At 60.2% G+C, this 14,355-nt stretch carries 12 protein-coding genes; 10 read left to right on the top strand and 2 right to left on the bottom strand.

Annotation, left to right across the window (positions count from 1 at the left end; translation table 11 throughout):
• Positions 1-42: 42 nt before the first annotated feature.
• From bioF to PLD_RS01875, 6 genes are all read left to right on the top strand, one after another.
• The gene (gene bioF / locus PLD_RS01900) at positions 43-1,221 is read left to right on the top strand and encodes an 8-amino-7-oxononanoate synthase (RefSeq protein ID WP_159889279.1); all 1,179 of its coding nucleotides are present in this window, start codon (positions 43-45) and stop codon (positions 1,219-1,221) included.
• On the top strand, positions 1,214-1,945 hold the full coding sequence (locus PLD_RS01895) for an alpha/beta fold hydrolase (RefSeq protein WP_159889277.1): 732 nt from the start codon (positions 1,214-1,216) through the stop codon (positions 1,943-1,945). The genes bioF and PLD_RS01895 overlap by 8 nt, the downstream gene beginning before the upstream one ends.
• Complete coding sequence (gene bioC, locus PLD_RS01890) at positions 1,938-2,750, top strand: malonyl-ACP O-methyltransferase BioC (RefSeq protein ID WP_159889275.1); 813 nt, start codon at positions 1,938-1,940, stop codon at positions 2,748-2,750. Before PLD_RS01895 ends, bioC begins: the two co-directional genes overlap by 8 nt.
• Complete coding sequence (gene bioD, locus PLD_RS01885) at positions 2,747-3,427, top strand: dethiobiotin synthase (protein ID WP_159889273.1); 681 nt, start codon at positions 2,747-2,749, stop codon at positions 3,425-3,427. The genes bioC and bioD overlap by 4 nt, the downstream gene beginning before the upstream one ends.
• Positions 3,428-3,534: 107 nt before the next feature.
• Complete coding sequence (locus PLD_RS01880) at positions 3,535-3,831, top strand: pyrroloquinoline quinone biosynthesis protein PqqE (protein ID WP_159889271.1); 297 nt, start codon at positions 3,535-3,537, stop codon at positions 3,829-3,831.
• A gap of 302 nt (positions 3,832-4,133) precedes the next feature.
• Complete coding sequence (locus tag PLD_RS01875) at positions 4,134-5,939, top strand: phenylacyl-CoA dehydrogenase (protein ID WP_159889269.1); 1,806 nt, start codon at positions 4,134-4,136, stop codon at positions 5,937-5,939.
• Positions 5,940-5,986: 47 nt separating this feature from the next.
• Here PLD_RS01875 and PLD_RS01870 read toward each other — a convergent pair.
• Positions 5,987-7,209 (bottom strand): IS3 family transposase gene (locus PLD_RS01870; RefSeq protein ID WP_159889267.1). Its coding sequence is split into 2 segments (ribosomal slippage): positions 5,987-6,846 and positions 6,846-7,209, totalling 1,224 coding nucleotides; the frame shifts between segments, so codons are not numbered across the junction.
• A gap of 264 nt (positions 7,210-7,473) precedes the next feature.
• Between PLD_RS01870 and PLD_RS01865 the strand changes: the two genes are divergently transcribed.
• Positions 7,474-8,766, top strand: a complete 1,293-nt coding sequence (locus PLD_RS01865) for a GGDEF domain-containing protein (protein ID WP_159889265.1) — start codon at positions 7,474-7,476, stop codon at positions 8,764-8,766.
• Positions 8,767-9,111: 345 nt separating this feature from the next.
• A complete protein-coding gene (locus PLD_RS01860) occupies positions 9,112-10,890 on the top strand; it encodes an acyl-CoA dehydrogenase C-terminal domain-containing protein (RefSeq protein ID WP_159889263.1) in 1,779 nt (592 codons plus the stop codon).
• Positions 10,891-11,126: 236 nt separating this feature from the next.
• On the opposite strand, the gene PLD_RS01855 is transcribed toward PLD_RS01860, so the two are convergent.
• Positions 11,127-12,056 (bottom strand): LysR family transcriptional regulator, encoded by a 930-nt coding sequence (locus tag PLD_RS01855; protein ID WP_159889261.1) that lies wholly within the window; start codon positions 12,054-12,056, stop codon positions 11,127-11,129.
• 102 nt (positions 12,057-12,158) lie between these two features.
• Here PLD_RS01855 and PLD_RS01850 point away from each other — a divergent pair, with 102 nt between their 5' ends.
• Both PLD_RS01850 and PLD_RS01845 read left to right on the top strand, forming a co-directional pair.
• A complete protein-coding gene (locus PLD_RS01850; RefSeq protein WP_159889259.1) occupies positions 12,159-12,857 on the top strand; it encodes an MOSC domain-containing protein in 699 nt (232 codons plus the stop codon).
• A complete protein-coding gene (locus tag PLD_RS01845; protein WP_159889257.1) occupies positions 12,854-14,137 on the top strand; it encodes an aspartate aminotransferase family protein in 1,284 nt (427 codons plus the stop codon). Before PLD_RS01850 ends, PLD_RS01845 begins: the two co-directional genes overlap by 4 nt.
• Positions 14,138-14,355: the final 218 nt, after the last annotated feature.

Genomic DNA, 14,355 nt, shown 5'->3' with positions numbered 1-14,355 from the left:
CCGGTAGCGGCTACAGATCACTTTCTGATCATCGAGGCCTGCATGTCTTTTGATCTCGCCGCGCGCCTCGCCGCTCGTCGCGCCGAACACCTGTATCGCCAGCGCCCGCTGCTTGAAAGCCCGCAGGGGCCGCAAGTGGTGGTGGACGGTCAACCGTTGCTGGCCTTCTGCAACAACGACTACCTGGGGCTGGCCAATCATCCGCAGGTGATCGAAGCCTGGCGCGCCGGCGCCAGCCGCTGGGGCGTGGGCGGCGGCGCCTCGCATCTGGTGATCGGTCACAGCGCCCCTCATCACGCATTGGAACAAGCCCTGGCCGAATTCACCGGGCGTCCTCGCGCCTTGCTGTTTACCACGGGCTACATGGCCAACCTCGGCGCGGTCACGGCCCTGGTCGGACAGGGCGACACGGTGCTGGAGGACCGTCTCAACCACGCTTCCCTACTGGATGCCGGGCTGCTCAGCGGTGCGCGCTTCAATCGCTATCTGCACAACGATGCTGTGAGCCTGGTCAAGCGCCTGGAAAAGGCCACCGGCAATACCCTGGTGGTCACCGATGGGGTGTTCAGCATGGACGGTGACGTTGCCGACTTGCCGGCCCTGGCCCGGGAAACCAAAGCCCGGGGCGCCTGGTTGATGGTGGACGACGCCCATGGTTTCGGGCCGCTGGGGGCCAATGGGGCGGGGCTGGTGGAACACTTTGGCCTGGGTCTGGATGACGTGCCGGTGCTGGTGGGCACGCTGGGCAAGGCGTTCGGTACCGCCGGGGCTTTTGTCGCCGGCAGCGAGGACCTGATCGAAAGCCTGATCCAGTTCGCCCGGCCATACATCTACACCACCAGCCAGCCGCCGGCCCTGGCCTGCGCCACGCTCAAGAGCCTGGAGCTGCTGCGCCACGAGCACTGGCGGCGTGAACACTTGGCGGCCTTGATCCGGCAATTCCGCCAAGGCGCCGAGCAGATCGGCCTGGAGCTGATGGACAGCTTCACGCCGATCCAGCCGATCATGGTCGGCGACAGCGCCAGGGCCGTGCGTCTTTCGCAGGGGTTGCGCGCGCGCGGGATCATGGTCACGGCGATCCGTCCGCCGACTGTGCCGGCGGGGAGTGCCCGCCTGCGAGTGACCTTGTCCGCCGCCCACAGTGAGGCCCAGGTCCAGCTATTGTTAAGCGCGCTGGCCGATTGTTTCAGCGAACTGCAAGTGGAGTCGAGCCATGCGTGATCGATTGATTTTGTTGCCGGGCTGGGGCTTGGGCGTGTCGCCGCTGGAGCCTCTGGCGGCGGCGTTGCAGGGATTGGACGAGCATCTACGGGTGCAGATCGAGCCTTTGCCGCCGCTCACGTCCAGTGATCCGGGGGTGTGGCTGGATGAACTCGACGATGCCCTTCCAGACAACGCCTGGTTGGGCGGCTGGTCCTTGGGCGGGATGCTCGCCTCGGAGCTGGCGGCGCGGCGTGGTGAGCGTTGCTGCGGCCTACTGACCTTGGCCAGCAATCCCAGTTTTGTGGCCCATGAGCAATGGTCCAGTGCCATGGCCGGAGAAACCTTCGACAGCTTCCTGGCCGGTTGCGCCGCCGATCCGCGAGCCACCCTCAAGCGTTTCTCGCTGCTCTGTGCCCAGGGCGCTGGCGACTCGCGCGGCTTGTCGCGGCTGCTGCAACGTGGCGCGCCGACGACGTCGGCGACGGTGCTGATGGCGGGCTTGGAGCTGCTGGCGCAGATGGACACACGCGAGGCCTTGCAAGGTTTCGCCGGGCCGCAGCTGCACTTGTTTGCCGGGCTGGATGGCCTGGTGCCCGCCGAAGCGGCGGCTGAGTTGCTGGCCTTGCTACCGGATGTAGAGGTTGGCGTGATTGAACAGGCCAGCCACGGCTTTCTTCTGGAGGACCCCCACGGAGTGGCCGGGGCGATTCAGGCTTTTTTGCATGAGTCCGGTGATGACTGATCTGTCTGTTCCTGTCCTGCCTGGGGGCTTGCCTGACAAGCGCCAGGTGGCTGCTTCGTTCTCCCGCGCCGCCGCCAGCTACGACAGTGTCGCCGAGTTGCAGCGCGCGGTTGGTCAACAGTTGCTCAAGTGTTTGCCCGAGGGCTGGACGCCGGCTCGCTGGCTGGATCTGGGCTGTGGCACCGGGCATTTCAGTCGAGTGTTGGGGGCGCGTTTTTCCAGCAGCCAGGGGCTGGCCCTGGATATTGCCGAGGGCATGCTCACGCACGCGCGGCCTTTGGGTGGCGCCGAGTATTTCATGGCTGGTGATGCTGAACGCCTGCCGCTGCAACCTGACAGTTGCGAGCTGATTTTCTCCAGCCTGGCGGTGCAATGGTGCGCCGATTTGGCCGCGGTGCTCAGCGAAGCCCGGCGGGTGCTTAAACCGGGCGGAGTGCTGGCGTTTGCCAGTCTGTGTGTCGGCACTTTGCAGGAGCTGCGTGAAAGCTGGGGGCGTGTCGATGGACAGGTTCATGTCAATCGCTTCCGTGAGTTTGAGCACTATCGACAGTTATGTGAGGCCAGCGGTTTGCAGGTGCGCAGTCTGGAGCAACGGCCCCATGTCTTGCATTACCCGGACGTGCGCAGCCTGACCCATGAACTGAAATCTCTGGGCGCGCATAATCTGAATCCCGGTCGTCCGGGAGGGCTGACCGGGCGCGCGCGGATTGCCGGGCTGATCGAAGCCTATGAAGGGTTTCGTCAGGTCAAAGGGCTGCCAGCGACGTACCAGGTGGTCTATGCCGTGTTGGAGAAACCGCTATGAGTCCTGCTTATTTCATCACCGGCACCGACACCGATGTGGGTAAAACCACTGTTGCTACAGGGTTGCTGCAGGCGGCGCGTTTGGCCGGCTTGAGTACCGCCGCGGGCAAACCGGTGGCTTCCGGTTGTGAGCCCAGCGCGCAAGGCTTGCGCAACGCCGATGCATTGGCATTGTTGGCGCAGTCGTCGTTGCCATTGAGCTATGCCGAGGTCAATCCGTTCGCCTTCGAGCCGGCCATCGCCCCCCATCTGGCCGCGCGGGAAGCCGGGGTGGCCCTGACGGTGCAATCGCTGTTGATGCCCATGCGCCATCTTTTGGCCAAGGGGGCGGACTTCACCTTGATCGAAGGGGCGGGCGGCTGGCGCGTGCCGCTGGCGGGGCAGGACAATCTGTCGGACTTGGCGATGGCGCTGGGGCTGCCGGTCATTTTGGTGGTGGGTGTGCGCCTGGGCTGCATCAATCATGCATTGCTCACGGCCGAGGCCATTGCGCAGGACGGCCTGCAACTGGCTGGTTGGGTGGCCAATATTATCGACCCGAAGACCTCTCGTCTGGAGGAAAACCTGGCGACGCTGGCCGAGCGACTACCGGCTCCGTGCCTGGGTCGGGTGCCGCGACTCAAGCCGGCCAGCGCCGAGACGGTGGCCGAGTACTTGCAGCTGGATCTGCTGGACTAGATTTTGCCTATGGCAGGGCATATTGCCATTAGTGTTTTTGACGGGTGTTTTTTTGACGGGTCTGTTTCAATGGCCCCCGTCAGTCATTTTCAAGGTCGAGTCCTCCCATGGAAATCTCCGGGAATACCGCTCTCTACGCCGGAATGAACGCAATTCAGACCGGTCAGAATCGAGTCGATCAAGCCGCAGGCCAAATCGCCAGTAGCGCGGTTGAGCGCTCCGCCAGTAGCCAGTCGTCGGAGGCTCAGGTCAATCGCCTGCGTGGCGTTGATCGCAGCCAGGAGTCGGATCTGGCCGCCAGCATGGTCGAAATGTCCATGGGCAAGATCCAGGCAGAACTCGGGGTCAAGGTCGCCAAGGCTTCTGATGCCGTTCTGGGCACGCTGATCGATACCTACGCTTGATAGTGCACTGCTAAAGCCCGGTCTCCTGCGCGGAGGCCGGCTTTCTCTTACGCTTTTCCTTCCTCTAGTTCCTGTTCTGCTTCAGTCCTTTTCATAGCGGATCGCCGGCCATTCGGCGTCTACCCTTTCATGGTCAATGCTGTGGGCGCTCGCCTGCGCGTGCATTTGTGCGGTTGACGAAAGGTGTTTGCGCGGCGCTTGACAAGGTTTGGGCCTAAACGTATGTTTCAAACACCTGTTTGACCGCTATAAAAATCAACGCGGTTGTTCATTCCCGGTTACATCAGCAGAGGTTTATCGCTATGCCTGACTACAAGGCCCCCTTGCGTGATATTCGCTTCGTTCGTGACGAACTGCTCGGCTATGAGGCGCACTATCAGAGCCTCCCGGCTTGCCAGGACGCCACTGCGGACATGGTTGACGCCATTCTTGAGGAAGGTGCGAAGTTTTGTGAGCAGGTGCTGGCGCCGCTGAACCGTGTGGGCGACCAGGAAGGTTGCACCTGGAGTGAGTCCGGCGTTAAAACCCCGACCGGCTTTAAAGAGGCCTACAAGCAATTCGTTGAAGGCGGCTGGCCAAGCCTGGCTCACGATGTTGAGCACGGCGGTCAGGGCCTGCCTGAATCCCTGGGTCTTGCGGTCAGCGAAATGGTCGGTGAAGCCAACTGGTCGTGGGGTATGTACCCAGGGCTGTCCCATGGCGCGATGAATACCATTTCCGAACACGGTACACCTGAGCAGCAAGAGGCTTACCTGACCAAGCTGGTGTCTGGCGAGTGGACCGGCACCATGTGCCTCACCGAACCGCACTGCGGCACTGATCTGGGCATGCTGCGCACCAAGGCCGAACCTCAGGCTGATGGTTCCTACAAAGTCACCGGCACCAAGATCTTCATCTCCGCCGGTGAACACGACATGGCCGACAACATCGTCCACATCGTGCTGGCTCGCCTGCCAGACGCACCGGCCGGCACCAAAGGCATTTCGCTGTTCATCGTGCCCAAGTTCCTGCCTAACGCTGACGGCAGTGCTGGCCAGCGCAACGCCGTACGCTGCGGTTCCCTGGAACACAAGATGGGGATCCATGGCAACGCTACCTGTGTAATGAACTTCGACGCGGCCACCGGCTTCCTCATCGGCCCGGCGAACAAAGGCCTGAACTGCATGTTCACCTTCATGAACACCGCGCGTCTGGGTACCGCGTTGCAGGGCCTGGCCCACGCTGAGATCGGCTTCCAGGGCGGCCTGAAATACGCTCGTGATCGTCTGCAAATGCGCTCCCTGACTGGCCCGAAAGCGCCGGACAAGGCCGCCGACCCGATCATCGTGCACCCTGACGTGCGTCGCATGCTGCTGACCATGAAAGCCTTCGCCGAAGGCAACCGAGCGATGGTGTACTTCACCGCCAAGCAGGTGGACATCGTCAAGTACGGCGTGGATGAAGAAGAGAAGAAGAAAGCTGACGCGCTGCTGGCCTTCATGACTCCGATTGCCAAGGCGTTTATGACCGAAGTCGGTTTCGAGTCCGCCAACCACGGTGTGCAGATCTACGGTGGCCACGGCTTCATCGCTGAGTGGGGCATGGAGCAGAACGTTCGCGACAGCCGCATTTCGATGCTGTACGAAGGCACCACCGGCATCCAGGCGCTGGACCTGCTGGGCCGTAAAGTGCTGATGACTCAAGGCGAGGCTCTCAAAGGCTTCACCAAGATCGTCCACAAGTTCTGCCAGAACAACGAAGGCAACGAGGCCGTGAAGGAGTTCGTTGCACCGCTGGCGGCTCTGAACAAGGAGTGGGGCGAGCTGACCATGAAAGTGGGCATGGCCGCGATGAAGGACCGTGAAGAAGTCGGAGCTGCGTCGGTGGATTACCTGATGTACTCCGGTTATGCCTGCCTGGCGTACTTCTGGGCCGACATGGCGCGTTTGGCGGCTGAAAAGCTGGCTGCGGGCACCAGCGAAGAAGCGTTCTACACTGCCAAGTTGCAGACCGCGCGCTTCTACTTCCAGCGCATCCTGCCGCGTACCCGCACTCACGTGGCAACCATGCTGTCGGGCGCCAACAACCTGATGGACATGAAAGAAGAGGACTTCGGCCTGGCTTACTAAGCTCGACCGGAGTGTCTAGTCCTGAAATAGGTTGACACTTGTTTCACTCAAAACGCCCGATGCACCGCATCGGGCGTTTTGTATTTGAGCGCTAGATGGGGTCGCTCAGCGTTATAAATTGATACCGACTCACTCACCATCTTCCTTGCATGCGCCAAGTTCTCTGGTCGATGAAACAGAAACTCTGTCTTCAAGATCCCATTCACCCGCTCCGCCAAAGCATTCTGGTAGCAGTCATAACCGTCCGTCATCGAACAACGGATTCCGTGTTTGGCATGCAGCGCCTGATAAAGCGCAGAACAGTATTGGCTACCCCGATCCGAGTGATGCACCAACGGTAATTCGATTTGACGCTGCTTCACGGCACTGCGCAGCGCTCGTATTACCGACTCGGTCCGTAAGTTTTCATGGACGTGATAACCCACAATCTTGCGCGAGTAAGCGTCGGTCACAAGACTCAGATACGCCACACCTTCGCGAGTGGGTAGATAGGTGATGTCGGCCACCCAGACCTGCTCCGGACCATTTGGCACCACTTGATCAGGGCCGGATTTAAGCAGGTTTGGATGGCGCCGGAAGCGATGATGACTGTCGGTAGTCTTATGGTAAGCACGCTTGCGAGCCACCAGCAGGCGATGTTCGCGCAAGATTGCAAACAGCCGATCACGGCCTACTTGAAGTTCAAGCAGGGGCTGGCAATGCAGCAGATGGTGCAGCTTGCGGGTGCCCAAGCGGGGCTGGTGCAAGCGCTTGTATTGGACGAAATCCATCACTCTCTGGTCGAGGGTCAAGCGCGCGTCCTGAGCTTGGTTGCGCTTGTAGTAGGCCTGTCGGCTAATCCCCATGAACTGGCAAGCCCTACTGATACTCAGGTCCTGGATTTGCTTTTGCGTGAGGACTTGCCGGGACGCTTTTTTACGACGCTGATCCCGTAATCGTTCTTTAGAACATTGACTACCGCCTCAAGGAACTGGGCTTTCTGATTCGACAGCGCGAGCTGCGCTTCCAGCTCCTTGATACGTTGTTCCGGGGTTAACGGCAGGGCGGGCTCATTCACGGAAATGGTCCTCGAAGAGCGAATTGAAGCGCCTTGGCTCCAGTCCTGGAGGCCATGCTTGCGCAACCAGACCAGAACAGTTGATCGACCTTGGATACCGTAGCGCTGTTGAGCCTCTTTATAACTCAACTCGCCTTTTTCGACCTGATCCACCACGGCCAGTTTAAAAGCCAGCGTGTAATCACTCTGCGTGCGCTTGATCTCAGTGCTCATCACCCTCTCCTTGAATAAGGTCAGAAGGTGTCAACCTTATTCAGGACGGGACAGAGGCCATTCAGAAGCCGCTCGCCCCATGGGGCGAGCGGCTTTTTTGTGTCTGCTGGAGCAGCATGAAAATTCCCGACTAAATCGCTAAGCAGAAGTGAAGTCCTGCCGTTAAAGAGATGGCAATGTGATGCCTGTCACACAGGTTGTGCTTAATCTTCGCAAATGAAGGCACAATGCCATCTATTGATCAGCCGGGTCGGAGTTTTACCCTTGCCGCGTTCTTCCGCTGTACGTTTAAGTCATTTTTTACCGTCTTTAGTGCTGTTGCTTGCGGGACTGGCGGCCGCTTACGTCAAGGACCTCAACGTTTTCTTCACTTCGCTGTTCAATGTGCTGCCGACTCTGGTGCTGTTGCTCGGTGGGGCTTATTGCGCGGTGTACCGTCGTCAGCGCGAGTTGTTCCTGATGGTCACGGTATACATCGCCTACTTTCTGCTGGATACCCAGACCGATTTTTACCGTGATAACGGTCGGGTTCGCGAAGACGCCGCGGTGGTGTTTCATCTGTGTTGCCTGTTGCTGCCCTTACTGTTCGGTCTGTTTGCCGCTTGGCAGGAGCGAACGCATTTGTTTCAGGACATGGTGGCGCGCTTCGCGGTGTTGCTGGCGTTCGGCGGCGTGGCCTTGGGCCTGGAACAGAGTTATCCACAAGCCTTGCTGAACTGGCTGGCGGAGATCCGCTGGCCGGCGTTGCACGGCAGCTGGATGAGCTTGATCCAGCTGTCGTATCCGGTGTTCTTGGCCGCATTCCTACTGCTGGCGGTCCAGTACTGGCGCAGCCCGCGACCGCTGCATGCGGCGCAATTGGTGGGGTTGCTGGGACTGTTCTGGATGTTACCCAAGACCTTCATCCTGCCATTCACCCTGAACATCATGTGCAGCCAGGTGATGTTGATGATCGCTGCGGCGGTGGCTCATGAGGCTTACCAGATGGCTTTCCGTGACGAGTTGACCGGCTTGCCGGGACGCCGCGCGCTCAATGAGCGCATGCAGCGCCTGGGACGCAATTATGTACTGGCCATGACTGACGTCGATCATTTCAAGAAATTCAACGACACCCACGGTCATGATGTGGGGGATCAGGTGCTGCGTCTGGTGGCCAGCAAGCTGTCGAAAGTCACCGGCGGCGGGCGAGCTTATCGTTATGGCGGAGAAGAGTTCGCGGTGGTGTTTGCCGGCAAGACCCTGGACGAATGCATGCCGCATCTGGAGATGATTCGCGAGGTCATTGCCACCTACAACATTCAACTGCGCAACCAGGACAGTCGCCCTCAGGACGATCAGCAAGGACGTCAGCGCCGTGGTGCGGCGGCGGCTTCCAGTGTTTCGGTGACCATCAGCATTGGTGTCGCGGAGCGCTTGATGGAGCACCGGACTCCTGAAGAAGTGCTCAAGGCCGCCGACCAGGCGCTTTACAGTGCCAAGGGGGCGGGGCGTAACTGCGTCATGGCCTTCGGTCAGAATCGTCGCGGCGCGGTGCGCATGGAGACGGCGGCGGGTTGAATGATGACGGCGCATTCAGCGCCTGCACAATCATTGCCAGGCCAATGCCGACCATCCGCCACTCAAGGCGTTTGTCGCACAGTTGACCGGCTTGAACCACCAGTGGGGCGAGTGGGCCCGCAAGGTTGGAGTGACAGCCATGAAAAACCCCGATGAACCGCGAACGCGAACCCGGCCGCTCCTCGCCGGTTGGTGCGCGCTCGATCACGTGGACTTGGCTTGTGACTAAAAATAACAAAAAGGTCACTACTTGACCCTATGTGTCGAAAAAGTTGTTCGGTTACACTCGGCTTTTCGTCATTGGGCCTGTTTCGGTCCGTTTGTTTAGATCTTGCGAGGTTTGCCATGGCTGACTACAAAGCGCCCCTGCGCGATATGCGCTTCGTCCTCAATGAAGTCTTCGATGTCGCCAAGCTTTGGGCCCAGTTGCCGGCGCTGGCTGAGACGGTGGATGCCGAAACCGTTGAGGCGATTTTGGAAGAAGCGGGCAAAGTCACCGCCAGAAGCATTGCTCCCCTCAGCCGTGGTGCTGACGAGGAAGGCTGTCACTGGAACGACACCGTGGTGACGACGCCGGAAGGTTTTACCCAGGCCTATCAGACTTACGCTGAGGGTGGCTGGGTTGGCGTCGGTGGTGATCCTGAGTTCGGTGGCATGGGCATGCCCAAGGCAGTGTCGGCGCAGGTCGAGGAAATGGTCAACTCCGCGAGCCTGGCGTTCGGTCTGTATCCGATGCTCACGGCCGGTGCCTGCTTGTCGATCAATGCTCACGCCAGTGAAGAACTCAAGGCCACTTATCTGCCGAACATGTACGCCGGTGTTTGGGCCGGCTCCATGTGCCTGACCGAGCCCCATGCCGGTACTGACTTGGGAATCATCCGCACCAAGGCCGAGCCTCAGGCCGATGGCTCTTACGCTATCAGCGGGACCAAGATCTTCATCACCGGCGGTGAGCATGATCTGACGGAGAACATCATTCACCTGGTGCTGGCCAAGCTGCCGGATGCGCCGGCCGGCCCCAAGGGGATCTCTCTGTTTCTGGTGCCCAAGTTCATGGTCAACGCCGATGGCAGTCTCGGCGGGCGTAACCCGCTGAGCTGCGGGTCGATTGAACACAAGATGGGTATCCAGGCTTCGGCCACCTGCGTAATGAACTTCGATCAGGCCATCGGGTACCTGGTGGGTGAGCCGAACAAAGGCTTGGCGGCGATGTTCACTATGATGAACTACGAGCGCCTGGGGGTTGGCATCCAGGGGCTGGCCACGGGGGAGCGGTCTTATCAGAACGCGGTGGAGTACGCCCGTGACCGTTTGCAGAGCCGATCGCCCACCGGTCCGCAGGCCAAAGACAAGGTTGCTGATCCGATCATCGTGCACCCGGATGTGCGGCGCATGCTGCTGACCATGAAGGCCTCCAACGAAGGTGGCCGGGCATTCTCTACCTATGTGGCGATGCAACTCGATACTGCGAAATTCAGCGAAGACGCCGACACCCGCAAGCGCGCGGACAGTCTGGTGGCCTTGCTGACCCCGGTGGCCAAGGCGTTTCTGACGGACCTGGGCCTGGAAACCACGGTGCATGGTCAGCAGATCTTCGGTGGTCACGGCTACATCCGCGAATGGGGTCAGGAACAACTGGTGCGCGACGTGCGTATCACCCAGATCTACGAAGGCACCAACGGTATCCAAGCGCTGGATCTGGTGGGGCGCAAGATCGTCGGCAGCGGCGGTGCGTTCTATAAGCTGTTCGCCGACGAGATTCGTCATTTCACCGCTACCGCTGATGCGCAGTTGCTGGAGTTCACCCGTCCTTTGAACGCGGCGCTGGATAACCTGGACGAGTTGACTGCCTGGTTGTTGGACAAGGCCGTCAGCAATCCCAACGAAATCGGCGCGGCCTCGGTGGAGTACCTGCAGGTGTTTGGCTACACGGCCTATGCCTACATGTGGGCGCTGATGGCCAAGGCGGCGCTGGGCAAAGAGCAGGAGGACGACTTCTATGCCAGCAAATTGGGGACTGCGCGCTTCTACTTTGCCCGTCTGCTGCCGCGTATCCACTCCCTGACCGCCTCGGTCAAGGCGGGTAGCGAATCGCTGTTCTTGCTGCAGGCCGAGCAGTTTTAACCAAGGCGGTGTTTGTAGGATATTTCTTACATAACGTGCTGCTGATCGTCCATATCGGTAGATGACCGCGAAGGCTAATCTACTTCACATGGACGTCGCGCAGGAAGCGCAAAGTAACAACACGGACACGTAGGATTCTGCCAGGATGGCGGAGTGAAAAGGATGTCAGGGAAACAGTCTGCAAAGCCCCGCTTCGGCGGGGTTTTCTTTTGTCTGGATTTTTTGTTTTCGCCGCTTCAGCCCAGTGTTTCCGGCAATACCACACCACCCAGGCGTCCGTCCTGAGCATTCATCGCATCCTCCAATAACGTGCGCAGCAGTTCCAGCGTCCCTTGCTGACGCTGCAGATCGCGACAGACCAACCCGACTTTCAACGGCACCCTGGGCTCACTCAGGGGTTTCCAGAGCAATTCCTTATTGCTGTGCTGCTGTTGTGATCGCCCTGGAAGCACGGTGGCCAGTCGTGTATGGGGCAGGCTGTCGAGAATGCCGGCCATATTGTTCAACTCTGCCTGTACTTGAGGGCGCCGTCCCAGATTGGCCAGTTGTGCTTGCCAGATCTGGCGGATCTGGAACTCCTCTCCTAGCAGTAGCATTGGCAACTCCGCTGCCTGGCTCATGGACACCTTCTTGAATTCGCGCAGCGGATGTTGTTCGGGGATGACCAGTGTCAGCTCATCTTCGTACAGTGGTACGCCGTGCAGCCCCGGCTGGCGAGGGGGCAAGTAGCTGATACCGATATCCAGTGAACCATTGAGCAGGCGCCGTTCGATCTCCAGCCCGGTCAGCTCGTAGATCTGTACCACCAAGTGCGGCTGGGCCTTGCGGACTCGTTCGAGCATCTGTGGCACCAGGCTGGAGTGCACGGTTTGCAGCACGCCAATGGCCAGAGTGCGCAGGGCCTGGCCCTTGAAGTTGCGCAGGGCTTCGCGGGCCTGTTGCAGTCCGTCGAGCAGGGGCAGGGCGTGGTTGTAAAGGGTGTGGGCGGCAAGGGTCGGTAACAGGCGCTTGCTACTGCGCTCGAACAGGCTGACATCGAGGTTCTGTTCCAACTGGCGAATCTGCTGAGAGAGCGCCGGTTGTGAGATCGAAAGACGCTCTGCGGCGCGGCCTACGTGGCCCTCTTCATACACCGCGACGAAATAACGCAGTTGCTTAAAATCCATAAGTAATTCTTATCGAAAAAGCTTAAAAAACGAAATGGCCGGAAGCCCGCGAGGCGCCTAGTCTAGCGCCTATTCACAAGGCTTACAGGGCCGGAAAGGGCGATGAATACCGTTCATGTCGATGGTGTTTACATAGGCAAGGCAAAAAATCTAGGTCGGGGTCTGGTCAGTGATACCGACAAACACCTGGTTGCAAATCGCTTGTGGTTGTGGCCGCAGGGCCTGGGCAGTGATGAGCAGGGTGATCCGCGCTTTCACTCCGGGCCTGAACGGGCTCTGCATCACTATCCCGCCGAACACTACGCGCACTGGCGTAAACGTTATCCACAGATTGATTGGTGTGCGCCTGCTTTTGGCGAGCACCTCTCGACTCATGGCCTGACCGAAGATCAGGTGTGTCTGGGCGACCTGTTCCGCTGGGGCGGTGCGCTGCTGCAGATCAGTCAACCGCGTTCGCCTTGTTATCGGCTGAGCCACCGCTGGGGCCTGGTCAATCTGCCCCAGCAGGCTCAGGACAATGGCCGCTGCGGCTGGTTCTACCGAGTGCTCAAACCTGGCTTCGTCCAGGTGGACGAGCCCTTTGAGTTGCTGCAGCGCAGTTACCCTGGCCTGACCGTGGCCTGGGCCTTGCGCTGTTTTTTCCTCGAGCCTCTGGAACACGCTGGCCTGAAGACCCTGATTGATTGCCCGGCGCTGTCCTCGCGCTGGCGCGATATCGCCATCAAGCGCCTGCGTACTGGTCGAGTCGAGGACTGGTCCGCGCGCCTGTTGGGTCTGCCCCTGGAGGGCCTGCGGGCATGAACCTGTTCAGTTTGCGCCGTGCCACACCGAGCCTGGATGATCTGCTCATCGAACCTTGTGCCGCCACACCGTGCGCGCCCTTTTCCAGTGAGTGCCTGATGCCCTGCGTGCAGCGGCCCCAGCCGGTATTTGTCCGTGGTCAGGGCTCTTGGCTGTGGGACAGCGATGACCGCACCTATCTGGACTTCACTCAGGCCGGAGCGGCCAACAGTCTTGGCCACAGTCCCAGCGTGCTGGTCAATGCCATCGCTGCCCAAGCGCAGTCAATGATCAACCCCGGTTCAGGGTTCTATAACCGTGGCATGCTCAAGCTCGCCGATCGGTTGTGCCGCAGCACCGGTAGCGATCAGGCCTGCCTGTTGGGCAGCGGCACTGAAGCCTGTGAGGCAGCGATCACCCTGGCGCGCAAGTGGGGCCGGCTGTATCGGGGCGGCGCGGCGGGGATCATTACCGCCCGGCACAGTTGTCATGGTCGTGGATTTGCCGCCTTGGCAGCCACTGGCAAACCTGTTTCAGGCAACGGTTTCGAGCCTCGGGCGCCGGGTTTCAGCCAAGTGCCATTCAATGACCTGCCGGCCTTGCACGCAGCGGTGGACGCACAAACGGTGGCGATCATGCTTGAGCCGGTCCAGGGCGAAGCCGGGGTCGTGCCGGCCACTGAGCACTACCTCAAAGGCGTCGAGCGCCTGTGCCGTGAACTGGGCATCCTGCTGATTCTCGATGAGGTCCAGACGGGCGTCGGCCGTTGCGGCACCCTGCTGGCCGAGCAGTTGTATGGCGTGCGCGCCGACATCATCGCATTGGGCAAGGGACTTGGCGGCGGCGTGCCGTTGGCGGCATTGCTGGCACGGGGCAAAGCCTGCTGTTTCGAGCATGGCGAACTGGACGGTACTCATCATGGCAATGCGCTGACGGCGGCGGCCGGTCTGGCGGTGCTAGACAGTGTGCAAGAACACGGGTTCTTGCCGCAGGTTCGCGTCAATGGTCAATACCTGGGCCAGGAACTGAATCGCCTGGCGAGCCGTTATGCCCAGGGTGAGGTGCGCGGCCACGGGTTGTTTTGGGGCCTGAGCCTGGCGGACGACTCGGCACAGGCGCTGGTCAATGCCGCTTTGCATGAAGGGTTGCTGCTCAGCGCCCCGCAGCCGGACTGTTTGCGTTTTACCCCGGCGTTGACTGTCAGCAAAGGCAATATCGACGAGATGCTCCTGCGTCTGGCCCGGGCTTTCTCCCGGGTACAGAGCGCGCAACTGCAATGTCGTAAGGGAGTGGCCGTCTGATACTGACCCAGCAACCTGGGTCCATTGTCGGGTCGGCTCACGCCTGCTCTTGCATTGAATGAATTCCTGAACCGTCTCGCGGTATACCGCATCGCCCCGTGCCCGATTTTTCGCACGGGGCGTTTTTTTGTCCAAGTCCTTTGCAGATCCGTTTCTCGGCCTTGAACGCGGCGCCGGGCGGTCCGTCAGGAATGGGGAAGCGATTGCTCTGAACCCTA

The organism is Pseudomonas sp. LD120 (assembly GCF_009861525.1).
GTDB lineage: Bacteria > Pseudomonadota > Gammaproteobacteria > Pseudomonadales > Pseudomonadaceae > Aquipseudomonas.
This window is presented reverse-complemented; position numbering and strand designations above follow the sequence as displayed.